The sequence below is a fragment of the Tabrizicola aquatica genome (genome assembly GCF_002900975.1).
In the GTDB taxonomy this organism is placed as follows: domain Bacteria; phylum Pseudomonadota; class Alphaproteobacteria; order Rhodobacterales; family Rhodobacteraceae; genus Tabrizicola; species Tabrizicola aquatica.
This window is the reverse complement of the sequence record NZ_PJON01000003.1, coordinates 16,828-39,570: the sequence shown is the minus strand read 5'-3', so window position 1 is coordinate 39,570 and position 22,743 is coordinate 16,828. Positions and strand designations below refer to the sequence as shown.

The 22,743-nt window shown below is 67.5% G+C and carries 19 protein-coding genes; 10 read left to right on the top strand and 9 right to left on the bottom strand.

All coding sequences use genetic code 11. From position 1 onward, the window contains the following. Positions 1–67: 67 nt before the first annotated feature. Both CXR42_RS11935 and uraH read right to left on the bottom strand, forming a co-directional pair. Complete coding sequence (locus CXR42_RS11935) at positions 68–1,516, bottom strand: DUF2125 domain-containing protein (RefSeq protein ID WP_180996048.1); 1,449 nt, start codon at positions 1,514–1,516, stop codon at positions 68–70. Between the two features lie 171 nt (positions 1,517–1,687). Next, positions 1,688–2,041: a hydroxyisourate hydrolase gene (gene uraH / locus CXR42_RS11930; RefSeq protein ID WP_103257803.1), complete on the bottom strand. Its 354-nt coding sequence runs from the start codon at positions 2,039–2,041 to the stop codon at positions 1,688–1,690. Between the two features lie 142 nt (positions 2,042–2,183). On the opposite strand from uraH, the gene puuE reads away from it, so the two are divergent. From puuE to CXR42_RS11905, 5 genes are all read left to right on the top strand, one after another. Continuing rightward, a complete protein-coding gene (gene puuE, locus CXR42_RS11925) occupies positions 2,184–3,599 on the top strand; it encodes an allantoinase PuuE (protein ID WP_103257802.1) in 1,416 nt (471 codons plus the stop codon). Beyond that, the gene (locus tag CXR42_RS11920; protein WP_103257801.1) at positions 3,596–4,438 is read left to right on the top strand and encodes a bifunctional allantoicase/(S)-ureidoglycine aminohydrolase; all 843 of its coding nucleotides are present in this window, start codon (positions 3,596–3,598) and stop codon (positions 4,436–4,438) included. The genes puuE and CXR42_RS11920 overlap by 4 nt, the downstream gene beginning before the upstream one ends. 64 nt (positions 4,439–4,502) lie before the next feature. Continuing rightward, positions 4,503–4,979 carry an ureidoglycolate lyase gene (locus CXR42_RS11915; protein WP_103257800.1) on the top strand — a complete coding sequence of 159 codons (477 nt, stop codon included), beginning with the start codon at positions 4,503–4,505 and terminating at the stop codon, positions 4,977–4,979. Between the two features lie 89 nt (positions 4,980–5,068). Further along, complete coding sequence (locus tag CXR42_RS11910; protein ID WP_103257799.1) at positions 5,069–6,544, top strand: nucleobase:cation symporter-2 family protein; 1,476 nt, start codon at positions 5,069–5,071, stop codon at positions 6,542–6,544. A gap of 207 nt (positions 6,545–6,751) precedes the next feature. After that, positions 6,752–9,463 carry an FkbM family methyltransferase gene (locus CXR42_RS11905; RefSeq protein ID WP_103257798.1) on the top strand — a complete coding sequence of 904 codons (2,712 nt, stop codon included), beginning with the start codon at positions 6,752–6,754 and terminating at the stop codon, positions 9,461–9,463. Between the two features lie 9 nt (positions 9,464–9,472). Here the strand turns inward: CXR42_RS11905 and CXR42_RS11900 are convergent, their stop codons facing one another. The 5 genes from CXR42_RS11900 to CXR42_RS11880 form a co-directional block, all read right to left on the bottom strand. Further along, positions 9,473–11,707: a glycosyltransferase family 2 protein gene (locus CXR42_RS11900; protein ID WP_146038059.1), complete on the bottom strand. Its 2,235-nt coding sequence runs from the start codon at positions 11,705–11,707 to the stop codon at positions 9,473–9,475. 72 nt (positions 11,708–11,779) lie between these two features. Then, complete coding sequence (locus CXR42_RS11895; RefSeq protein ID WP_103257796.1) at positions 11,780–12,283, bottom strand: SixA phosphatase family protein; 504 nt, start codon at positions 12,281–12,283, stop codon at positions 11,780–11,782. After that, complete coding sequence (locus CXR42_RS11890) at positions 12,280–12,969, bottom strand: ferredoxin (protein ID WP_103257795.1); 690 nt, start codon at positions 12,967–12,969, stop codon at positions 12,280–12,282. Before CXR42_RS11890 ends, CXR42_RS11895 begins: the two co-directional genes overlap by 4 nt. Continuing rightward, a complete protein-coding gene (locus tag CXR42_RS11885) occupies positions 12,906–13,700 on the bottom strand; it encodes a sterol desaturase family protein (RefSeq protein ID WP_103258249.1) in 795 nt (264 codons plus the stop codon). Before CXR42_RS11885 ends, CXR42_RS11890 begins: the two co-directional genes overlap by 64 nt. A gap of 86 nt (positions 13,701–13,786) precedes the next feature. Then, positions 13,787–14,449: an arylesterase gene (locus tag CXR42_RS11880; protein WP_245875432.1), complete on the bottom strand. Its 663-nt coding sequence runs from the start codon at positions 14,447–14,449 to the stop codon at positions 13,787–13,789. Between the two features lie 52 nt (positions 14,450–14,501). Between CXR42_RS11880 and CXR42_RS11875 the strand changes: the two genes are divergently transcribed. Next, the gene (locus tag CXR42_RS11875) at positions 14,502–15,212 is read left to right on the top strand and encodes an ABC transporter ATP-binding protein (RefSeq protein ID WP_103257793.1); all 711 of its coding nucleotides are present in this window, start codon (positions 14,502–14,504) and stop codon (positions 15,210–15,212) included. After that, the gene (locus CXR42_RS11870) at positions 15,209–17,722 is read left to right on the top strand and encodes an ABC transporter permease (protein ID WP_103257792.1); all 2,514 of its coding nucleotides are present in this window, start codon (positions 15,209–15,211) and stop codon (positions 17,720–17,722) included. The genes CXR42_RS11875 and CXR42_RS11870 overlap by 4 nt, the downstream gene beginning before the upstream one ends. A 55-nt stretch (positions 17,723–17,777) precedes the next feature. On the opposite strand, the gene CXR42_RS11865 is transcribed toward CXR42_RS11870, so the two are convergent. Beyond that, the gene (locus CXR42_RS11865) at positions 17,778–18,503 is read right to left on the bottom strand and encodes a BUD32 family EKC/KEOPS complex subunit (RefSeq protein ID WP_103257791.1); all 726 of its coding nucleotides are present in this window, start codon (positions 18,501–18,503) and stop codon (positions 17,778–17,780) included. A 60-nt stretch (positions 18,504–18,563) separates the two neighbouring features. Further along, positions 18,564–19,502 carry a hydroxymethylbilane synthase gene (gene hemC / locus CXR42_RS11860; protein WP_103257790.1) on the bottom strand — a complete coding sequence of 313 codons (939 nt, stop codon included), beginning with the start codon at positions 19,500–19,502 and terminating at the stop codon, positions 18,564–18,566. Positions 19,503–19,595: 93 nt separating this feature from the next. Here hemC and hemE point away from each other — a divergent pair, with 93 nt between their 5' ends. The 3 genes from hemE (at position 19,596) to CXR42_RS11845 (ending at position 22,694) form a co-directional block, all read left to right on the top strand. Then, the gene (gene hemE / locus CXR42_RS11855; RefSeq protein ID WP_103257789.1) at positions 19,596–20,624 is read left to right on the top strand and encodes a uroporphyrinogen decarboxylase; all 1,029 of its coding nucleotides are present in this window, start codon (positions 19,596–19,598) and stop codon (positions 20,622–20,624) included. 101 nt (positions 20,625–20,725) lie between these two features. Continuing rightward, positions 20,726–21,622: a DMT family transporter gene (locus tag CXR42_RS11850; protein WP_103257788.1), complete on the top strand. Its 897-nt coding sequence runs from the start codon at positions 20,726–20,728 to the stop codon at positions 21,620–21,622. Positions 21,623–21,911: 289 nt separating this feature from the next. Continuing rightward, positions 21,912–22,694, top strand: coding sequence for a potassium channel family protein (locus tag CXR42_RS11845; RefSeq protein ID WP_103257787.1), 783 nt, complete (start codon positions 21,912–21,914; stop codon positions 22,692–22,694). The last annotated feature ends 49 nt before the right edge of the window (positions 22,695–22,743 follow it).

Genomic DNA, 22,743 nt, shown 5'->3' with positions numbered 1-22,743 from the left:
CCCACCTTGCGGCAAAAGAAAAGGGCGGGACCGCGCGGCCCCGCCCTTCCTTGATCCTGCGATCCGGTTACTGGATCTGCTGGCCGTTCACGAAGATCGCAAAGCCTTCCTTGGCTTCGATCTTGGTGGTCAGTTCGTCCGGGTTCGCGCCGGGCGTCATGAAGGCGCCCATCATCATCCGCGCGCCCATCGCGTCTTCCTCGGCCAGCAGGCCGGTGGCAATCAGCCCGTCGATCAGCGCATTCGCACCGGTCACCGAGACATTCGCCTCGCCCAGCGGCATCGGGGTGCCCATCGAGTTGTCGAAGGTGAAGGCCCCGGTCGCGTTCAGCGCGGCACCGGCGACGCTGACAGCCAGTTCGGTGATGTCCAGCGTTTCCGGCTGCGGAACCGGCGGCATGGCCCCGGTTTCCTCGGCCGCGATCAGCGCGGGGAAGTCGATCTTGGCCTTGCCCGAGACGTCGATCGCAATATCCGCCGCATCGCGCGGCAGCGCGCCCTGCGGGTCGAACATCGCCCAGGTCTCTTCGTTCACGGCCAGCTGGCTCAGCTTCATCGTCAGGCCATAGTCGCCCGCCGTTTCGGTCGCCATCACCGGCGAGGTGATGCCGAACTCCACCGGGCCTGCCGTCACCTTGACCGGCGCCGGCATCATCCCCGAGGTCACGTCAACCTCCAGCCCGCTGCCGGTGGACATGATCTGGAACGTGTCCTTGTTGAACACGCCCGTCGCCTCGCCACCGCCGGCCTTGATCGTCATGTCCATCGGCATGTAGGGGCTTTCCTGCGCCATCGTGCCGTTGGATTCGCCCTGCTTCGAGCTGAAGGTGAACGCCAGGCCTTCCTGCAGCGCCACGCCAAAGTCTGCCGGCATCTCGCCGCCCGCCGAAATGCTGGTCGGCATCACCATGTCAAAGGACATCTCGACCCCGGCCGTGGTGCTGGTCGTGGTCTGCTTCAGCTCCAGCGACGGGTCGTCCAAGGTGGTGTTGTAGGCCAGCGCGTCCGCCGTCAGGTCCAGCCCGAAGGTGCGGTTGGTGCCGGGGGTGTCGGAATAGGTGCCGACCAGGCCCGCAAAGCCAATGGTCCCGGCGTTCTTCACTTCCGGCGCGGGCGAGCCATCGAAAGACACGCCCGGCGCGGTGGTGTCATAGACCACGTCCAGCTTGTCGGCGCTGTAATCATAGGCCACGCCGCCGTCCGCCTCACGCGCGACCAGCGTCAGCCCCTCATGCGTCAGCTTGACCGAGCCCTTGGTCTCGCCCGACATTGCCACGCCGATATCGGCACCCGGCGCGATGGTGACCGTGCCGTCCGAGCCTTCGGTCAGGGTCATGTCGGAAATGGTGACACCTGCCATCCCGGCCGGCGCGATCGACACGCCGTTCAGCGTCAGCACGCCGCCCGCGTTGTTCTCGGTCGCGGCGGTGACTTCCAGCCCGACCGACGCGCCTGCATCTTTCCACGACTGCCAGACCTGATCCGCGGTCAACGCGAACGAAGCAGTGCTACCCATCAAGAAAACAACGGCCGGAGCGGCCAAATACGACGTCATCCGAAACATGCGGTTCTCCTTAACCCGAATAATCGACCGCAATACAAGATACCCATACGCCGTCAACCGCAAGTGACGCTTTCACGACCCTGCGGGTGGCGCCGATCACGCCTGCGTCACGATACTGCCCGGTCAGGAGCCGCGGTATGTCGAATAGGCAAAGGGCGAGATCAGCAGCGGCACATGATAGTGCTGCCCGGCATCCGGCACGCCAAAGCGGATCGGGATCTCGTCCAGGAACAGCGTGCCCTCGCCCGCCTGTCCGCTGGCCCGCAGATAGTCGCCTGCCGCAAAGACCAGCTCATAGCTGCCGGCCTCCAGCTGGTCGCCTTCCAGAAGCGGGCCATCCGTCCGTCCGTCCGCGTTCGTGACCACTTCCTTGATCTTGCGGTGGCTTTGCCCGGTAATCCGGTACAGCATGATCTTCACCCCCGCTGCGGGCTTGCCCTTGGCGGTATCCAGCACATGCGTCGACAGCCGTCCCATTCTTGTCCTCCGTCATTTCGGGCATCTGAACACGAAACCAGCGACCGCGCGACCCGGCGTTGCGCGCATATGACTTTCCGTGAAATCCTGAAAATACCTTCCGCATTTCTCGCTAGTCTCGCCGCCAAGAAGGAGACCCCCCGTGAACCGTTACCCCCGTGATTTCCGTGGCCACGGCCCCACTCCCCCCGACGCCCGCTGGCCCGGCGGCGCTAAGATCGCCGTGTCCATCGTCCTGAACTATGAAGAGGGCGGCGAGAACAACGTCCTGCACGGCGACGCTCAGTCCGAGGCGTTTCTCTCCGACATTGCCGGTGCCGCCCCCTGGCCGGGCCAGCGGCACTGGAACATGGAATCGATCTACGACTACGGCGCGCGGGCCGGGTTCTGGCGGCTCCATCGCCTGTTCACCGGGATGGACATTCCGGTCACGATCTACGGCGTCACCTCGGCCCTGGCCCGCAACCCCGAACAGGTCGCCGCGATGAAAGCTGCCGGTTGGGAAATCGCCAGCCACGGCCTGAAATGGGTCGACCACCGCGACATGGCCCCCGAGGAAGAGGCCCGCCAGATCGCCGAAAGCTTCCGCCTGCATGAAGAAGTCGTCGGTTCCCCGCCGCAAGGCTGGTACACCGGCCGCTGCAGCATGAACACCGTGCGCCTGACGGCCGAGACCCGGAAACTCGCCTGGATTTCCGACACCTATGATGACGACCTGCCCTACTGGCGCGAATATGGCGACCACGACCAGTTGGTGATCCCCTACACGCTGGAAGCCAACGACATGCGCTTCGCCACGGCCCCCGGCTACATCACCGGTGAGCAGTTCTACCAGTACCTCAAGGACAGCTTCGACACGCTTTACGCCGAAGGTCAGGCGGGTGCCGCCAAGATGTTTTCCATCGGCCTCCATTGCCGCCTGATCGGCCGCCCCGGCAAGATCGCGGGCCTGAAACGCTTCCTCGACTACGCCCGAGGCCATGCCGGCGTCTGGTTCCCGCGTCGCATCGACATCGCCCGGCATTGGGCCGCGACCCACCCGCATAACCGGTTCGAGCGGCCCTCCCAGATGACGCGCGACCGCTTTGTCGCCCGCTTCGGCTCGATCTTCGAACATTCTCCCTGGATCGCCGAACGTGCCTTCGACCTGGAGCTTGGCCCCGCCCATGACAGCGCCACGGGCCTCCACAACGCGCTGACCCGGATGTTCCGCTCGGCCTCGCCCGACGAACGCCTGGCCGTCCTGAAGGCCCACCCCGACCTTGCCGGGAAACTGGCCGCCGCGAAACGCCTGACGCCCGAGTCGACCGCCGAGCAAGCCTCCGCCGCCCTCGATGCGCTGACTGACGAGGAGCGAAGCCGCTTCCAGCGGCTGAACGAGGAGTATGTCGCAAAGCACGGCTTCCCCTTCATCATCGCCGTCCGCGACAACACCAAGGCGACGATCCTGGACGCCTTCCAGACCCGCATCGCCAACGACACCGCCACCGAATTCGCCACCGCCTGCGCTCAGGTCGAGCGCATCGCCGAACTGCGCCTGAAGGACCAACTGCCATGAGCAGCTATTACACCCCGCCCGGCGGCCTGCCGCCGCAAACCGCCCTGATGACCCAGCGCGCGGTTTTCACCAACGCCTACGCCTTCATCCCCAGGGGCTGCTTTTCCGACATCGTCACCAGCTTCCTGCCCGGCTGGACCCAGACGAAGCTTTGGCTCATCGCGCGGCCCATGTCCGGCTTTGCCGAGACCTTCAGCCAATATGTGATGGAGGTCGCCCCCGGCGGCGGCTCGGACGCGCCCGACGCCGAAACCGGCGCCGAGCACTGGCTGTTCTTCACCGGCGGCCTTGCCACCCTGACCATCGACGGCACCGGCTATGAGATGGAGGATGGATCCTACGCCTATATCCCCGCCGGCAGCCGCTGGACGCTTCTTGCCGAAGGCCAGACCCCTGCCCGTTTCCACTGGCTGCGCAAGATCTACGAACCCGCCCCCGGCGTCCCTGCGCCCGAGGCCTTTGTCATCAACGAACGCGACGTCCCGGTCCGCTGGATGCCCGAAACGAACGAGCGTTGGGGCACCACCCGCTTTGTCGAGCCCGACGACCTGCGCCACGACGCGCATGTCAACGTCGTGACCTTCCAGCCCGGAGGCGTGATCCCGTTCGAGGAAACCCACGTGATGGAACACGGCCTCTATGTCCTGGAAGGCAAGGCCGTCTACAAGCTGAACCAGGACTGGGTCGAGGTCGAGGCCGGCGATTTCATGTGGCTGCGCGCCTATTGCCCGCAGGCTTGCTATGCCGCCGGACCGGGGCCGTTCCGCTATCTTCTGTACAAGGACGTCAACCGCCACGCCAAGCTGCGCGGCCCCGGCGCCTTTGGTCCCGCTCGATGACCCCGAGTTTTCGCAGAAAACTCGTTCCAGGAATTTTCTGCGAAAGTTCGCAAGGATACCAGCCATGCGCCTGATCCGCCCCGTCCCCCTGACCGCAACGGCCTTCGCCCCCTTCGGCGACGTCCTTGACGCGACCGGCGAGCATCGCCTGATCAACGCCGGCCTCTGCCGCCGCCATCACGACCGCGCCGCGCTCGACTTCGGGCAGGACGCCCGCGCCGGGATCTCGATCTTCCAGGCCGAACCCCGCGCCCTGCCCTATGAGTTCGACCTGATCGAACGCCACCCCGAGGGATCCCAGGCCTTCATCCCCATGACGGAGCATCCGTTCCTCGTCATCGTCGCCACCGGCCCCGACGCCCAGCCACAGGCCTTCCTCACCAATGGCGCGCAGGGCATCAACCTGCACCGTGGCACCTGGCATGGCGTCTTGACCCCCCTTTTCGCCCCCGGCCTCTTTGCTGTGGTCGACCGCATCGGCCCGACCCCGAACCTTGAAGAACACCGTTACACCCAACCCTGGACGGTCCTCGCCCCCTGACCATCGGGGGCGTCCTAACCGGAGCGCATGCAGGGGCAATGCGCAGACGGCGAGAATACCAACAAGCCCCAAGGGAAAAGGAAACCACAATGACCACCACGCATCCCGTGGACGAGATGCTGCCACCGCCAAAGCTCTTCACGCTTGGCCTGCAGCACGTCCTTGTCATGTACGCCGGCGCCGTCGCCGTCCCCCTGATCGTCGGCCGCGCGCTGAAGCTTGAGCCCGCCGATGTTGCCTTCCTGATCTCGGCCGACCTCTTCGTCTGCGGTCTTGTCACTCTGATCCAGTCCCTGGGCGCGACCCAGTGGTTCGGCATCAAGCTGCCGGTGATGATGGGCGTGACCTTCGCCGCCGTCGGCCCGATGGTGGCCATGGCCAACGCGCAAGGCGGGTCCGAGGGTGCCCGCGCGATCTTCGGCGCGATCATCGCGGCCGGGGTGATCTCGATCATCATCGCCCCCTTCGTCAGCCGAATGCTGCGCTTCTTCCCGCCGGTGGTCACCGGCACGATCATCCTGGTGATCGGCGTCAGCCTGATGCGGATCGGCATCAACTGGATCTTCGGCAACCCGGTCGGCCCGACCGCGCCGATGATCGTGGACCCGGCCCATGCCGAATGGCTTAAAGCCGTGACCGAGGGCGCCGCCGCCGCCGGCCTGCCGGAACTGCCGCCCAAGTTCGCCCCCGCCCCCACGATGATGAACGAGGCTTATGCGCCGATGGGCAACATCGCCATCTCGGCCATCGTGCTTGCGTCGATCCTGCTCATCGCCCGCTACGCCAAGGGCTTTGTCGCCAATATCTCGGTGCTGTTGGGCATCATCATCGGCGCGGTGATTGCCGTGGCCCTGGGCAAGATGACCTTCGCCAAGGTGGCCGACGCGTCGTGGTTCGGCCTGATCACGCCGTTCCACTTCGGGATGCCGACCTTCGATCTGGTGATGATCGTGACCATGACCCTGGTGATGATCGTCGTGATGATCGAATCGACGGGCATGTTCCTTGCCTTGGGCGACATGACCGGCAAGCCGGTGACCCAACCGATGCTTTCGGCGGGCCTGCGCACGGATGGCGTCGGCACCCTGATCGGCGGCATCTTCAACACCTTCCCCTATACCTCGTTCAGCCAGAACGTGGGCCTTGTCGGCGTGACAGGGGTGCGCAGCCGCTTTGTCTGCGTTGCGGGCGGGATCATCCTGATTGTCCTCGGCCTGGTGCCGAAGATGGGCGCCCTGGTGGAATCCGTCCCGACCATGGTCCTGGGCGGCGCGGGCCTTGTCATGTTCGGCATGGTCGCCGCAACCGGCATCCGCATCCTTGCGGGCGTGGACTTCGCGAAGAACCGCAACAACCTGTTCGTCGTCGCGGTCTCGATCGGCATGGGGATGATCCCGCTGGTCGCGCCCAACTTCAAGCAGTGGATGCCGCACGAGCTTCACCCGCTGATCGAGTCGGGCATCCTCCTGGCCTCGCTGACCGCCGTGATCCTGAACGCCTTCTTCAACGGCGCGCGCGGCTCGCAGGCCGAGGCGAAGGCCGCTGCGGCCATGGCCGACCACTAAGCAACCGGCCGGGGGTCAGCGCCCCCGGCCACCCCTTGCCCGGAACGGGCCCGCGTTCTGGATCACGCTCCACAAAACACGCTGTTCCACGGCAATTCGCCCGGCCGGGCCACAGTCCCCCGATGCCCTGTGCTGCAGCGGCGGTCGTCATTGACAGGCCAAGACCGCATCACATAGACAGCCTAAGCCGCCGCATCCGAGCGTATCATGCCGACCTTGCCGACGATCGCCACGCTGTGGATCGGACCCGAACTGTCCTGGCTGGAGCAGCTTTGCTTGAGGTCCTTCGTGGACGCCGGGCACGAGATGCGGCTTTACACCTACGACAAGGTTGCCAATGTCCCACAGGGCGTGACGCTTTGCGATGCCAACGACATCTTTCCCGGCGACAACATCATTCGGCATCGCCGGACCGGCAGCCCCGCGATCCACGCGGATATCTGGCGGCTGCACCTCATGGCCAAGACGGATTGCATCTGGGTGGATGCCGATGTCCTGTGCGTGAAACCCTTCGATTTCCGCGATGGCTATGTCTTCGGGCTGGAGAAGAAGGATCTGGTCTGCAATGCCGTGATGCGCCTGCCCACCGGGTCGCAGACCCTGGCGCAACTGCTTGACTTCGTGGCCGATGTCCATGCCATCGGCCCCTGGCTCAGCGCCGAGAAGCGGGCGGTGCTGCAAGCGGCCAAGGACGCCGGCACACCGGTGCATTTCTGCGACCAGGATTGGGGCCTGACCGGCCCTGCCGCCTTTACCCATTTTCTGAAGCAAAGCGGCGAATGGGCCCATGCCCTGCCGCAGGCGGCCTTCTACCCGGTGTCGTTCCGTGACCGCAACAAGATGCTGCTGCCGCGCCACCAGATCGAGACCGAGTTTCTGGACGCCGACACCCGTGCCGTCCACCTTTGGGCGCGCCGCATGAAACCCCGCCTGCAAGAGGCCGAGGGCAACCGCCCCCGGCCAGGCAGCTTCCTCTACCGCGCGGTCCTGAAGCACGGGATCGACCCGCGCCTGGCGCCGATCCCGGCCAAGAAGACTTCGGCACCCGTGACCGACGATGACGACGATGATGCGCATGCCCTGCCAGCGGGGGCCCCGCCGACAGCGCAAAAGCCCGCCAAGCCCGCTGCCGCCCCCCTCGCCAAGCCCGCTGCCGCACCCGTCGCCATGGCCACAGCCGATGTGATCCTCTGCCACGGGCTGCAGGTTCCCTTCGACCCGCGGATCATCCGGCCCCGGATCGAAAAGCCGCTGCGCCGGGGCCGCTATAGCGGCGACGCCTGCGCGGCCCTGCGCCTGGTCCTGCGGCCTGGCGACCGGGTCCTTGATCTGGGTGCCGGCCTTGGCCTTTGCTCTGCCCTTGCCGCCGCAACGCCCGGGGTGGACCGGGTGGTCGCCGTGGAAGCCAATCCCGACCTGATCCCGATCATCCGGGAAACCTGTCGCCTGAATGGCCTGCAGGACCGGGTGGAGTTGCGAAACGCGGTGGTCGTGGACCAGCCAGACGCCAACCCACCCTTCTATATCCGCGCCGATTTCCGGGCCTCCTCGCTGGACGGGCCCTCGCGCCCCTTCTCACGGGTCGCGCAGGTGCCCGCCGTGGGGCTGGCCCAGTTGATGCAGGACCTGCGCCCCACGGTCCTGGTCTGCGACATCGCTGGCAGCGAACTTGGGCTGTTCGACGCGGTCGACCTGTCCAGCCTGCGCCATCTCATCCTGACCCAACACCCGGTCGTCTACGGTCCCGAAGGGCAGAAGCGGATCGCCGCGGTCCTGAAGTCCAAGGGCCTGCACCCCGCCCGCGACACAGCGCCCGGCAGCCCGGTCCAACGCTTCCTGCGCCAGGACGCGGCGCCCGCCCAACCCGATGGCACCCCGATGCCCGCGCAATCCGCCCGCCCCTGGCCGCCACAGAACCCGCGCGTTCTGATCACCACCTGCATGAAGGACGAAGGCCCCTTCATCCTGGAATGGCTGGCCTGGCACCGGGCAGTGGGGGTCACCGATTTCGTCGTCTTCACCAATGATTGCAGCGACGGCACCGACCGGATCCTCGACCACCTCGCCGCCCGGGGCGAGGTGCAGCACCTGCCGAACCCCGCGCTCGTGGCCGGCTCGCCCGCGTTCCAGCCGCTTGCCCTGGCCTATACCCAGATGCTGCCGGTCTTTCGGCGATCCGATTTCGTCATCTCGATGGATGTCGACGAATTCCTGAACATCCGGTGCGGCGCGGGTCAGCTGACCGATCTTTTCCAGGCCACCGGACCGTTCGACGCGCTGTCGATCAGCGAGTTGAACCACGGCGCGAACGGGCGGGCCCACTTCACGCCCGGCTGGATCCGCCCGCAGTTTCCCGCCCACCAGATCGAGGCGCCCGGCAAACGACGCGCGCGCCGTGGGGTCAAGACGATCACCCGGCTGTCCCCTCTCTTGGCCAAGCTGCGCAACCACCGGCCCGATTTCCAGGCCGACAGCGCACCGCGCTGGCTGGATGGCTCGGGCCGGCCGACCGACTGGTTTCACCAGGACGCCAGCCAGAACGGCATGGACGTGCGTGGCAGCTATGACCTTGTCTCGCTTGACCACTATGCCCTCAGATCGCTGGAAAGCTTCTTCATGAAGACCCTGCGCGGCGATGTCGTCGTGGCGAACAAGTCGGTTTCGCTGCGCTATTGGCGCGAGCGTAACCGCAACGACGCGACCAGCTCGACCTACAACCCGGCGCTGGAGGCTGCGGCCCGCGCCTATTACGACCAGACATATCAATCCGACGCCAAGCTCATGGCCCTGCAGGCCGACGCCTGCGCCTGGCACCGCGCGAAGATCGACAGCATCGCCGCCGAACCGGAGTTCGTCATGCGCCGCGACTGGATCATGGCCAACGCCTGGGACGGGACCGGGCCCGAGGTCGAGGACTAGACCGGGCCGTCAGTCGTGTTCCGCCTCGGCAACAGGCGGGACGTTGAAGAAGAAGTCGGCCGGATGGTCCTTGAACACGATGTCATCCGGGATGACTTCCGGCCCGGCAAGAAACACGTTCGTGCCGAAATGCCGGTGCATCCGGCTTAGCCGCTGCATCCGCTCGCCGGTGATTTCCGCATAGAAGCGGCTGTATTGCTCGGTCTCGATCAGTCGCGCGATATGCGCCCGATGGGCGGCGATGCAGCCTTCATGCGCGGCGCGGATCTCGGGGTCGGCCAGCAGCCGCGCCATTTCCTGTTCCAGCGCCGGGATCATCCGCATGATGCCGCGCTCCACCTCGGAATTGTTGTTCATCCTGAACCAGTAGGCCAGGCCCTGGTCGCGGTCGACATGGTTCACCCGCCCCCGGTCGCGCTTGACCAGAAAGCTTTCGGCCGAGCGCACGGCATAGTGGTTCAACTGCACCAGGTCATAGCCCACCGTCGAAAGCGAGGACCGCCAGGCGGTGCGATACACCGACTCGGGCATCGCCCGGCCCGATCCGTTGACCCAGTTGATCCGGTCGCTCAGCGCCGCGACCAGGCCCTTGGGCCGATGGACCCCAAGCTTGCGGAACAGGCCCAGGTTGCGGAACATGGTCTTGAAGCCCCAGGCCTGATGCGGCTTGCGCGCCATTTCCGGGGCGCACCGGTCGAATTGGCCGATGATCGGCGCGGGATCAAAACCCTGCACATCGCCGTTGCCGAACAGCCGCCAGGTCATGCTGATCAGGTTCGCGTCCGGTACCGCCGCAAACAGCGCGGCAAGCGTGCCGTCGCCGGTCTTGACGTTGATGTATTCGTCCACGTCCATGCAGATGACCCAGGACGCCCCGGTCACCAGCGCCTCGCGGTCGGCAGCGGCCAGTGCTGCGTGCTGCGGTTTCAGCCCTGATTCGCGATAGGGATTCTCGCGGTGTTCGATCAGGCCCTTCCGGGCCAGCAGCTTCAGAAAGTGATCGGTCCCGTCGGTGCAGTCATTGGTATAGATCAGGAACTTCTCGATCCCGACGATGCGGTGATAAGCCAGCCATTCCAGGATGAACGGCCCCTCGTTCTTCATCGTGCTGACGATGGTGACGTCCTGTCCCGGACCGTCGATCGGGCGCAAGGCCGCTTGCGGTATCCGGCGCGGTGCCGCGCCAAGCTGGGTCGAGATCGCCGCCAGCACCGGATTTTCCACCAGGCTGGATTTCGGCACCAGCCGCGACACCGCTTGCGGCTGGTCCGCCTGACTTGCGGTCCGCAGCGCGACACAGCGGTAAAAGTCGCGTGGCACCGGGGCGGCGCGCATCCCGGTGATCCGGCGCCAGCGCCACAGCCCGCCCGCCCCGCCCTTGGCCGGTGCGACGCACCAGCGCGCAAGATCCGGCCCGGCATCGAACCGGGTGCAGATATGGTCGCCGAACTCGGCCGGCGCGTCGGGCCGCAGCGTCCAGGGATAGGCGCGCTGCCCGCTCAGCGGCAGATAGGCGCCCCTCAGGGTCTCGGCGGCCTCGAACACGGTCGGCACACCGGCCTCGGGCGCAGGCAGCAGGTCGATCGGGTCCAGCGCCAGCACCGACCGCGCCCCGGTCAGGAACTGCCACCGGGCCAGCTCGTACCAGGCGTGGAACTGGATCGGCGCGCGCCAGGGATCGGGCAGGGGCGCTTCCATCCGGTCCTTGCCCGGCGCATCGGGCAAGTTCATCGGATGCGCCTCGTGGCCAAGCTTGGGATCGCCCAGGGCCACATCGGCGCTGACCAGCACCAGTCGCAGGCCCGCCAGATCCGGCGTGTCGCGCAAGGCCGCCTCAAGCTGATCAGCCGCCGCCACCGCCTCGTCGGGGGGCGAGCGGTCCAGGATCAGCGCGGCCTGCAATCCGTGCTGCCCGTTCAGCCACAGAAGCCAGCTTCGCACGGTCTCGACGCTCTCGCCGTTCCACAGCGACAGGGCGGTGCGCAGGCCGGCGAAAAGGCCCGGCTCGGCCGGCGTCTCCACCAGGCCCAGCCCAGCATCCGCCCCAGGCCAGGGCCGCGCAATCGCCGATTCGCCCAGCTTGGTGACTTCCGCGAAATGCTGCTCCAACTCCGCTTGGCCCGCGCTGTCGCGCAGGTCCAGGAACAGCCGCAGCCCGTCCACGGACCGCAATGCGCTCAGGACCGACAGGCCCCCGGCCACAGACAGGCGCTGGACGGACAGGTTGCGGCGCTGAAAGTCCACGGGCACTCCGCTTGGGTTGGACGGCGTCAGCGATATGACGCAAGCCGGACCCCGGGTCCAGATGCCAGGGCCCTAGACCAGGATCTCGCGCGGGACGATGAAATCGACGACCACGCCCTGCCCAAAGGCCACCGCGCCCCAGTCCGGCGCGTCGAAGTCGACGACCAGGGTCGCCCCGGTCGGATAACGCGCGAACTCGGCGTTCGAGGGCGGATGCGCGACCAGCCTTGCCGCGAATTCCGCGATGCCGGGGTTGTGCCCGATCATCATCACCACATCCGCCTTCGCGTGTTTCAGCACCGCCATCATCACATCCGGCCCGGCATGATACAGCGCCGGCTTCAGCTCCAGCACAGGGGCCCCCGGCAGCGCCGGCGCGATCCCCGAGAATGTCTTGCGCGTCCGCACCGCGTCCGAACACAGGACCTCGCCCGGCACATAGTCGCGGCTGGCCAGCCATTGCCCCAGATCCGCCGCCGCCGCCTTGCCCCGCTCGTTCAAGGGGCGGTCATGGTCGGGGGTCAGCGGATCATCCCACGAGGATTTCGCATGCCGCGTCAGGATCAACCGCTTCATCTGTGGAACTGCCTCATGTGATAGGCCGACTGTTCGGGTAGTCTTGCATAGCTTTGCGACAGCGGGCAAGCGCGGCGCACAAGACAACCGCCTGTCATGCAGTCGGCCCCCTCGGGCTGGTCCAGAAACCCGTGGCAGGCGGGCAGGTCATAGCCCGCCCCGGTCAGCGCGCCGGCCGGGCAGGCTGTCAGGCAGGGGGCCGGGCAGCCGTCGCAGGGCTTTGCCAGCGGGGGCGGCACCGGAACCGCCTCCTTCAGCGCCAGCGCGCCGCGAAAGCTGACCATCAGCCCCTGGTCCGCGTGAACCAGAAGCCGCACCGGGCTGTCCCAGACCCGCCCCGTCCGCAGCGCCCAAGCGTAGAACGGGTGATAGGGCGGCCCGCCAAAGGGAAACAGCGCCTTGGCCCCCAGGTCACAGGCCAGCCGTCCGATCACCCGACGCGACCAGCGGTCCACCGGGTCCGGGTCACCCCATTCCGGCTGGGCCGTCAGATGCGCCCAGAACCCCGGCTCGGCCGGCCCCAAAAGAAGCAGCGTCCGCGTCCCCGGCGGAAACCCCTCTTCCCCCTCGGTCACGGCAAAGCCGCCCAGGACCGACAACCTTTCCGCCGCCAGCCGCGCCTCTAGCGCCGGAAGAAGGGCAGCCCCAGCATCCACCCCAGCCGCATCGTCCGGTCGTCCTGCCATTCCAGCCCCACTGTCATCCCGTCCTGCCCTGCCTTCGGTTCTGGCACATAGGTGCCGAAAATCCGGTCCCAAAGCGACAGGGCAAAGCCGTAATTGCTGTCATGCTCGGCCCGGTGGACCGAGTGATGCACCCGGTGCATGTCCGGCGTTACCAGGAGCAGCCGCACCACCCGGTCCAGCCACCCCGGCAGGCGCAGGTTGGCATGGTTGAACATCGCCGTGGCGTTCAACAGGATCTCGAACAGCAGCACCGCCAGGGCCGAGGGGCCAAGCAGATAGACCAGCCCCACCTTCAACCCGGCCGACCCGGCAATCTCGACCGGATGAAACCGCAGTGCGGTCGTCACGTCGAAATCGCGATCGGCATGGTGAACCCGGTGAAACCGCCAGAACAGCGGCACCTTGTGCGTCACCAGATGCTGCGCCCAGACGGCCAGGTCCAGGATCAGGACGGCCAGCAGCACCTCGATCCAGGCGGGCCAGTCCAGCGCGTTGAAGAGGCCCCAGCCCAGTTGTCCGGCATCCACCGCCGCCGCCACCGCCAGGATCGGCAGGGCAAAGGCCAGCGCCCGGACCACCGCCACGTCGATCAGCACCAGCCCCAGATTCGCCGTCCAGCGCCTCGGCTTCGGCTGCACCATTGGGCGACGCGGGGCCAGCCGCTCCAACCCCGCCAGCGCCCCAAGGACGCCCAGAAAGACCCCGACCCGCCACAGAACCTCATGCTCCACCGCCACCTCCCCACCAGACCCAAGCTTGCGGGACGCAAGTTCGGGGACCCAAATTTCTTTCTCAAGAAATTTGCCAAAATCCTTTCTTAAGGATTTTGCCCGCTCCCCGCCTGAACCACCGCCAGCAATGCCTCAACCTGCGGCCCCAGCCCCTCCACGATCAGCTTCACCCCCTCCGGGTTCGGGTGCAAGCCATCCGGCTGCATGAACGCAGCCAGAGAGGCCGGATCGGCCGGGTCCGCCCCCGCCGCCCGCAGCCCGGCAAAGAAATCCTCGGCCAGCAACGTGCCGTATTGCGCCGAAAGCTCACCATACATCGCATCGAAAGTGGCCTTGTACTCTGGCCCGAAGTTCCCCGGCGCCTTCATCGCCACCAGCAGGACCGGCAGCTTGCGCGCTGCGGCCTCTTTCAGGATGCCGTCCAGATTTGCCTTGGACGAGGCCGGGTCGATCCCGCGCAAAAGGTCGTTGCCGCCCAGCGTCACGATCAGCCCGTCCGCCTCTGGCCCCAGCGCCCAGCCAACCCGGGCAAGCCCCCCCGCCGTCGTGTCGCCCGAAACCCCCGCATTTTGCACCGCCACCTCATGGCCCTTGGCCTTCAGCCAGCCCTCCAGCACCGGGACAAAACCCTGGCTCTGGTCCGCCAGCCCATAGCCGGCCGTCAGGCTGTCCCCCAGTGCCACGATCGTGACCGGCTCGGCCAGCGCAGAACTTGACAGTGCCAAGACTGCAAATGCAGCATTGCGCATTCGCCGCACTGCGCCATATCCCCGTGAAAGCCCCACCCGAAGGACCCTTTGCATGACCGATCCCGTTCTCGCCCTCACCGATGCGCGGCTGACCCTTGCGGGCAATGCCGGCCCGGTCGAGATCCTGAAGGGCATCACCCTTTCGGTCCACAAGGGCGAAACGGTCGGGCTGATCGGGCCATCGGGGTCGGGCAAGTCATCGCTCCTCATGCTCATGGGCGGGTTGGAGCGTGCCACCGGCGGCAAGGTGCTTGCCCTGGGGCAAGACCTGACCGCGATGAACGAAGACGCGCTCGCCCGCTTCCGTCGGGGGAATATGGGGGTTGTGTTCCAATCCTTCCACCTCATTCCCACAATGACCGCGCTGGAGAACGTGGCGTTGCCGCTGGAACTGGCCGGCGTGAAGGACGCCTTCGACCGCGCGCAGGCGGAACTGGACTCCGTGGGATTGGGAAAACGGATGCACCACTACCCCAGCCAGATGTCCGGCGGCGAACAGCAGCGCGTTGCCTTGGCCCGCGCCGCCGTGCCGCGCCCGGCGATCCTGCTGGCGGATGAACCCACCGGCAACCTTGATGGCGTCAACGGCCAGGCGATCATGGACCTCCTCTTCGGCCTGCGCGACCGCCACGGCGCGACGCTGGTCCTGGTGACCCACGCCCCCGAACTTGCCGCCCGCTGCGACCGGGTCATCCGGCTGGCCGACGGCCTTCTGGCCCCCGAAGCCCACGCGCCCGCCTCGATGACCAAGGCCGCCGAATGAGCCTCGCCTTCACCATCGCCCGCCGGGAACTCCGCGGCGGCCTGCGCGGCTTTCGCGTGTTTCTCGCCTGCCTTGCGCTTGGCGTTGCCGCCATCGCCGCCGTCGGCACCCTTCGTACCGGCATCCAGCAGGGCCTGACCGACCAGGGCGCGGTGATCCTGGGCGGCGACGCCGAGATGCGCTTCACCTACCGCCCCGCCGACGCCGACGAACGCGCCTATATGGACCGGATCGCCACCCAGGTCTCGGAAGTCTACGATTTCCGATCCATGGCGCTGGTCCAGGACGACCAGGCCCTCACCCAGATCAAGGCCGTCGACAACGCCTGGCCCCTGACCGGTTCCGCCCAGCTTGACCCGCCGATCCCCGTGGTCGAGGCTTTGGCCGTTGCCGATGGCCTCCCCGGCGCGATCATGGACCCGGTCCTGATCGACCGCCTCGCCCTCTCCATCGGCGACACATTCCGCCTTGGCACGCAAGAGTTCCGCCTGACCGCCGCCCTGACCCGCGAGCCTGACTCCGCCTCCACCGGCTTCACCCTCGGCCCGCGCACCGTCGTCCACTCCGACGCGCTGGCCAACTCCAGCCTCCTTGCGTCCGGCTCGATGTACGAGACCCGCTACCGCCTGGTCCTGCCACCCGGCGCGGACCTGCAGACACTTGAGGATGAAGCCGAATCCACCTTCCGCGACAAGGGCATGCGCTGGACCGACAGCCGCAACGCCGCCCCCGGGATCGAGGCGTTCATCGACCGCATCGGCAGCTTCCTCGTCCTCGTCGGCCTCGCGGGCCTTGCGGTAGGCGGCGTCGGCATCTCGGCCGCGATCCGCAGCTACCTTGACGGCAAGACCGAGACCATCGCCACCCTCAAGACCCTCGGTGCCGAAGGCGGCCTCATCTTCCGCAGCTACCTCTGGCAGACCGCGATCCTTTCCGCCATCGGCATCGCCATCGGCCTTGCCCTTGGCGCCATCGCCCCGATCCTTGCCGCCCCCCTGATCGAAGCCTCCCTCCCCTTCCCGGCCGAGATCCGCCTCTACCCCGGCGCGCTGGCCGAGGCCGCCTTCTACGGCACCCTCTCGGCCCTCATCTTCACCCTCCTCCCCCTTGCCCGGACCGAGCGTATCCGCCCCGCAGCCCTGTACCGTGGCGGCAGCGGCACCCGCACCTGGCCGCGCAAACGCTACCTCACCGCCCTCGCGCTCCTGTCCGTCGCCCTGATCGGCAGCGCCACCTGGCTGTCCGGCATCCCCGAACTGGCCCTTGGTGCGGCGGGGGGCATCGTCGGGTCGCTCTTGATCCTGACGCTTGCCGCCTTGGGCCTGCGCAGCCTGGCCCGCCGGCTGGCCCGCACCCGGCTGACCCACGGCCGCCCAGCCACCCGCGCAGCACTCGCCTCCATCGGCGCGCCACGGTCCGACGCCACCTCGGTCATCCTGTCGCTGGGCCTCGGCCTCTCGGTCCTGGCCGCCGTGGGTCAGATCGACTGGAACCTGCGCCAGGCCATCGCCACCGACCTTCCGACCCGCGCACCGGCCTTCTTCTTCATCGACATCCAGCCCGACCAGATCGACCCCTTCCTCGCCATGGTCGACGCCAACCCCGCCGTGACGGAAATCGAGACCGCCCCGATGCTGCGCGGCGTCATCACCCAGATCAACGGCCGCCCCGCGCGCGAGGTTGCCGGCGACCACTGGGTCGTGCGCGGCGACCGCGGCATCACCTATGCCGCCACCCCCGGCGAAAAGACCCGCATCACGGCAGGCGAATTCTGGCCCGAGGATTACCAAGGCGACCCGCAGATCAGCTTCGCCACCGAAGAGGCCGAGGAACTCGGCCTCAACCTCGGCGACACGATGACCGTCAACATCCTGGGCCGCGACCTGACCGCGACCATCACCTCGTTCCGCGAGGTTGACTTCTCCAACGCCGGGATGGGCTTCGTGATGACGCTGAACCCCGCCGCCCTGGCCGGGGCACCGCACACCCATATCGCCACCGTCTACGCCCCGCCCGAGGCCGAGGCCCAGATCCTGCGCGACGTGACCAAGACCTGGCCCAACATCACCGCCATCGGCATCCGCGAGGCCGTGGACCGCGTGGCCGAGGCGCTATCGGCGATCGCCACAGCCACCGCCTGGGCCGCCGCAGGCACGCTGATCACCGGCTTCGTCGTCCTGATCGGCGCGGCAGCGGCCGGCGAACGCGCGCGCATCTACGAATCCGCAATCCTCAAGACGCTGGGCGCGACGCGCGGCAAGATCCTGTCCAGCTTCGCGCTGCGCTCCGCCCTCATGGGCGCAGCAGCGGGGATTGTCGCGGTGGTGGCAGGGGGCATCGCCGGCTGGGCGGTGATGACCTTCGTGATGGAAACGACCTATCGGTTCGAACCCGTCTCGGCCCTGGGCATCGTCGCGGGCGGGGTGCTGGCCACCCTGCTCGCCGGCCTCTTCTTCGCGCTGCGCCCGCTTGCCGCCCGTCCGGCCAGCACCCTGCGCGCACAGGACTGACCGGGAAGCGGAAATCGACTTCGATTTCCGTCCCGATTTCCGTTCGGAAATCGCCCTAACCGCGCCGAAGCCGCTCAAGCGTCAGCGCGGCCGCCCGGATCTCGCGGCTGTCGGGCTTCACCCGGCCAAGGCCCCGCGCCAACCAGCCCAGCGGCCGCAGCCAGCGCGCCAGTCGCGTAACCCGTGGCATCGCATCGGGCGGGGCGTTCACGGCATATGCCGCCAGCGCCGCCTCCAGCCAACGCGGATCGTCTGGCCACTGGGTAAAGGCGGTCTGGGCAAACATCACCACATCGGCCGCCTGCGCCAACCCGCCGCGCCGCGCGGCCCGAAAGCGTTCCAGGTCGATGAACCGCGCCTGCACACCATCCCAGCAGATATCGCGCACGGCGGGGCGGCCATGCGCCATCCCGGCCCAATGCACCAGTCCCAGCGCACGGCCGGCCTCGCCAAAGGCGCGCAGCTTCTCATCCTGGCTGCGGGCAGGATTCGCCACGACCTCGGGCAGCACCGGGCCTGCGTCGGGCATAAGCAGCCAGTCCGGCCCTTCCGCCACGATGCCGGCCACCGGCACCCCTGCCTCGGCCATCGCGTGCAGCCCGGCCCTTTCGGTGGCAAAGGCCCGCGCCGGATCGCCCTTCTGCCAGCGCAAGCGGCCTGACAGCCGCTCGACCCGTTTCAGCCAGAAGCGGCGGCCGTCCGGCAGGACCACCGGACGCACGCGGCGGAACGGCTCGGCCAGCGCGGCCGCAAGGTGGGATTGCAGGTCGGACTCAGGCACGCGCGACGGCTCCGCAGCAGGTGCGGGCCATGTAACCGTTTCACGTCGGTTTTGTAAGCCTCAGCCGAAGAACCCAGGCCCCGCGCGGCCCAGCAATTCGTCGCCCAGCGCCCGGCCAATCGCCGCACCCGCCGCAACCGGCCCGCGCCGCTCGCCGCTGATCGAGGCCGTGCCATCCGGCCGCAGGATTTCGCCCCGCAGCCACAACTGATCGCCCTCGATCACCGCAAGGCCGGCAATCGGCGTCTCGCAAGACCCGTCCAGCGTCGCCAGGAACGACCGTTCCGCCGCCAGCCGCAGGCCCGTCTCGCCATGGTGGATCGCCGCCAGCAGCGCCGCGACGCGGGCGTCCGCCGACCGCCGCTCGATCCCGATCGCGCCCTGCGCCACCGCTGGCAGCATCTCTTCCGGTGCAATCGCCGTGCGCGCGACCTCCAGCATGCCCAGCCGCGTCAGCCCCGCCATCGCCAGGAACGTGGCATCTGCCACCCGTTCTTCCAGCTTGCGCATCCGGGTCTGCACGTTCCCCCGGAACTCCACAAGGTTCAGGTCCGGCCGCCGCAACGCCAGTTGCGCCCGCCGCCGCAAGCTGGACGAACCCACCGTCGCCCCCTGCGGCAGTTCTGCAATCGACCCGTAATGCGGCGAGACGAACGCATCCCGCACATCGGCCCGCTGCAGATAGCAGTCCAGCACCAGCCCCTCGGGCTGCAAGGTCGGCATGTCCTTCATCGAATGGACCGCGATGTCGATCCCGCCGTCCAGCAGCGCCTCTTCGATCTCGCGGGTGAAAAGCCCCTTACCGCCGATCTCGCGCAGCGCCTTGTCCTGGATCTGGTCGCCGGTGACCTTGATCACCACGATCTCGAACGCCGCTTCCGGCAGGCCAAAGGCCGCCATCAGACAGCGACGGGTCTCATGCGCCTGCCACAGGGCCAGGGGCGAACCACGGGTGCCGATCTTCAGGGGGCGGGCGGGGGTGGGCATTTCATCGCTCATGCGGCAAGGCTTACCTGTGTCAGGCGCGCCTGACAACTCTTGACAACACCCGCCCCACAGCCGACCCATGGTTCCCGAAAAGATGAGGCAAAGATGACCAAGACGATCCTGCGCGCGCTCAAGGGCGAGGTGCTGCCCACCCCCCCGATCTGGATGATGCGCCAGGCCGGCCGCTATCTGCCGGAATACCGCGAGACCCGGGCCAAGGCCGGCGACTTCCTCTCGCTCTGCTACAACCCCGAGCTTGCGGCCGAAGTCACCCTGCAACCGATCCGCCGCTACGGCTTTGACGCGGCGATCCTGTTCGCCGACATCCTCCTTCTCCCCCAGGCACTTGGCCCGAAACTCTGGTTCGAAACCGGCGAAGGGCCCCGGATGGAGACGACCGACACCCCCGGCCAGGTCGCCAACCTGAAACCGACCGAGGCGATCCATGAGACCCTCTCGCCGGTCTATGAGACGGTCCGCATCCTGTCGCGCGAACTGCCGAAGGAAACCACGCTGATCGGTTTCGCAGGTGCCCCCTGGACTGTCGCCACCTACATGATCGCCGGCAAAGGATCGAAGGACCAGGCCGCCGCCCACGCGCTGAAAGCCCAGGACCGTCCGACCTTCCAGGCCCTGATCGACCGGATCACCGAGGCGACTGTCGAATACCTTTCGGCCCAGATCGAGGCCGGGGCCGAGGTGGTCAAACTCTTCGACAGCTGGGCCGGATCGCTGAAAGGCCAGGATTTCAAGGACTTCGCCGAAGCGCCCACCCAGAAGATCATCGCCGCGCTGAAAGCCCGCCACCCCGGCACCCCGATCATCGCCTTCCCGCGTGAGGCCGGCCAGGGCTACATCGGCTTTGCCCACCGCACCGGGGCGGACTGCGTCGCCATCGACAACTCGGTCAGCCCCGAATGGGCCGCCGCCAATGTCCAGATCGACGGTTGCGTCCAGGGCAACCTTGCGCCCGAGCATATGGTGACCGGCGGCCAGGCGCTGATCGCAGCGACCCGGCATGTGGTGAAAGCCTTCTCCAAGGGGCCGCACATCTTCAACCTTGGCCACGGCATCACGCCCGACGCGCATCCCGACAACGTCCAGCTGATGATCGACACGGTGCGCGGGGCCTGATCCCGCCCGTTCCCCCCGGACCGGACCGCACCGCCCCTGTCCCGGCGTAGGGTGGGCAATATTGCCCACCTTACGCCCTTCCCTTGGCCGCCGCCACGCGCATGACCCAGCTCTGGATATTCGTCACCCTTGCCGCCGCCCTGGCCCAGACCGGGCGCAACGCCGCCCAGCGCGGGTTGACGACGCGTCTTGGCACCCTTGGCGCGACCAATGTCCGCTTCCTGTTCGGCCTGCCCTTCGCCTGCGCCTTCCTTGCGCTGGCGCTCTGGGTCCAGGGCAGCGCCCCGCTCCCCCTGACCCCCCGCGCCCTTGGCTTCACCGCGCTTGGCGCCCTTGCCCAGATCGCCGCCACCGCGCTGATGCTGCAGGCCATGCGGACCCAGGGCTTCGGCATCGTCACCGCCTGGCTGAAGGTGGAACCCGTCCTCGTCGCGCTGGTCGGCTGGGCCGTCCTGGGCGAGGCGCTGACCATGCCCATGCTCGCCGCCATCGCCGTCGCGGTGGCCGGAGTCCTGGTGATGACGCTGAAACCGGGCCAAGGCCGCGCCATGCTTTCCGACCTTGGCCCCGCGGCGCTTGGCCTGACGGCGGGCCTGGCCTTCGGGCTGTCGGCCATCGGCTTTCGCGGCGCGATCACCAGCCTGCCGCAGGGGGATTTCCTGCTGCGCGCCCTCACGATCCTGGCCGTCTCGCTGGCGCTGCAAACCCTGGTCCTTGGCCTTTGGCTGGCGCTGCGCGACCGCGCCGCCCTGACCGGCAGCTTCCGCGCCTTTGCCCCTTCACTCGGCGCGGGCTTTCTTGGCGCCTTGGCCTCGGCCTTGTGGTTCACCGGCTTTGCGCTGACCACCGCGGCCAATGTCCGCACCCTGGCCCTGGTCGAGGTGGTGTTCGCCCTGATCCTCGCGCGCCTTGCCTTTGGCCAACGCGCCAGCCCCCGGCAGTTGGCCGGCATCGGCATCCTGCTGGTTGGCGTCCTTCTCCTGCTCCGCGCCTCGTAGGCCGAGCTTCAGCCCGCACAGGCCCATGCCCGCGCCTAGGCGTCGCACGTCCGCGCAGTATGGACGGGTTTCACCCCGGCAGGTGGCTCTCACGCCCCCCAAGCTTCCGGTGCGCCCGCCAAAATCCCCGCCCAGCCCCCTCCGCCGCAGGGCCTGGCATCCCGTTCGCGTGGTCGGTGCGGCCTTACTCCTCCCCGGACACAAGCCATCCTTTCCCGCCTCGCACCCACCCGCGCCTTGACCTGCTGCGCCCCGCAGCGGACAGTCACCCCGAAAAAGCCGAGGCCCCATGACTGACACTGCCTCCCCCCTTCGCCGCCGCCTGCGCGTCCTTTATGAAAGCGATGGTCCCACCGGGGACCGGTTTCGCTATGCGCTCCTCGCCTTCGACCTGGCGACCGTTTCCTGGCTGGTCGCGACCTCGTTCCTGCCGCGCGGGCTGCACACCACGACAATCGACATTGCCATCGGGGCGGTTTTCCTCGCCGACCTCATGGCCCGGCTGTGGATCTCCCGCCGCCCGATGCGCGAGATTTTCAGCTTCTGGGGCGTGGCCGACCTTCTGGTCATCTTCTCGCTTCTGGTCCCGATCTGGGGCGAGGGGCTGGCCTTCCTGCGGGTGCTGCGGCTGTATCGCGTGTTCCACTCGCCGCAGACGCTGACGCAACTGCGCGACGATATCCCCGGGTTTCGCCGCAACGAGACTGCGCTGCGGGCCGGGCTGAACCTGTTGATCTTCATCTTCGCCATGACCGCGCTGGTCTATCAGACGCAATCCGGCGTGAACGAAAAGATCGGCAACTATGTCGATGCGCTGTATTTCACCGTGACGACGCTCTCGACCACGGGGTTCGGCGACATCACCCTGGTCGGGAATTTCGGAAAGCTTCTGTCCGTGGTCATCATGATCTTCGGGATCGGCCTGTTCCTGCGGCTGGTCCAGGTGATCTTCCGGCCCCGCAAGGTGGAATTTCCCTGCCCGGCCTGCGGCCTGCGCCGCCACGACCCGGACGCCGTGCATTGCAAGGCCTGCGGCATCGTCCTGGCGATCCCGGACGAAGGGCTGGAGTGAAGCGCACGGCCTGCGCCGCTACGACCCTGACGCGGTGCGTTGCGGGGCC

Excerpts from the sequence above, each read along its gene's own strand:
- CXR42_RS11935 (WP_180996048.1), bottom strand. The coding sequence starts at position 1,516 with ATGGGTAGCACTGCTTCGTTCGCGTTGACCGCGGATCAGGTCTGGCAG.
- uraH (WP_103257803.1), bottom strand. The coding sequence starts at position 2,041 with ATGGGACGGCTGTCGACGCATGTGCTGGATACCGCCAAGGGCAAGCCC.
- CXR42_RS11920 (WP_103257801.1), top strand. The coding sequence starts at position 3,596 with ATGAGCAGCTATTACACCCCGCCCGGCGGCCTGCCGCCGCAAACCGCC.
- CXR42_RS11915 (WP_103257800.1), top strand. The coding sequence starts at position 4,503 with ATGCGCCTGATCCGCCCCGTCCCCCTGACCGCAACGGCCTTCGCCCCC.
- CXR42_RS11910 (WP_103257799.1), top strand. The coding sequence starts at position 5,069 with ATGACCACCACGCATCCCGTGGACGAGATGCTGCCACCGCCAAAGCTC.
- CXR42_RS11905 (WP_103257798.1), top strand. The coding sequence starts at position 6,752 with ATGCCGACCTTGCCGACGATCGCCACGCTGTGGATCGGACCCGAACTG.
- CXR42_RS11895 (WP_103257796.1), bottom strand. The coding sequence starts at position 12,283 with ATGAAGCGGTTGATCCTGACGCGGCATGCGAAATCCTCGTGGGATGAT.
- CXR42_RS11890 (WP_103257795.1), bottom strand. The coding sequence starts at position 12,969 with ATGGCAGGACGACCGGACGATGCGGCTGGGGTGGATGCTGGGGCTGCC.
- CXR42_RS11880 (WP_245875432.1), bottom strand. The coding sequence starts at position 14,449 with ATGCGCAATGCTGCATTTGCAGTCTTGGCACTGTCAAGTTCTGCGCTG.
- CXR42_RS11875 (WP_103257793.1), top strand. The coding sequence starts at position 14,502 with ATGACCGATCCCGTTCTCGCCCTCACCGATGCGCGGCTGACCCTTGCG.
- CXR42_RS11870 (WP_103257792.1), top strand. The coding sequence starts at position 15,209 with ATGAGCCTCGCCTTCACCATCGCCCGCCGGGAACTCCGCGGCGGCCTG.
- hemC (WP_103257790.1), bottom strand. The coding sequence starts at position 19,502 with ATGAGCGATGAAATGCCCACCCCCGCCCGCCCCCTGAAGATCGGCACC.
- hemE (WP_103257789.1), top strand. The coding sequence starts at position 19,596 with ATGACCAAGACGATCCTGCGCGCGCTCAAGGGCGAGGTGCTGCCCACC.
- CXR42_RS11850 (WP_103257788.1), top strand. The coding sequence starts at position 20,726 with ATGACCCAGCTCTGGATATTCGTCACCCTTGCCGCCGCCCTGGCCCAG.
- CXR42_RS11845 (WP_103257787.1), top strand. The coding sequence starts at position 21,912 with ATGACTGACACTGCCTCCCCCCTTCGCCGCCGCCTGCGCGTCCTTTAT.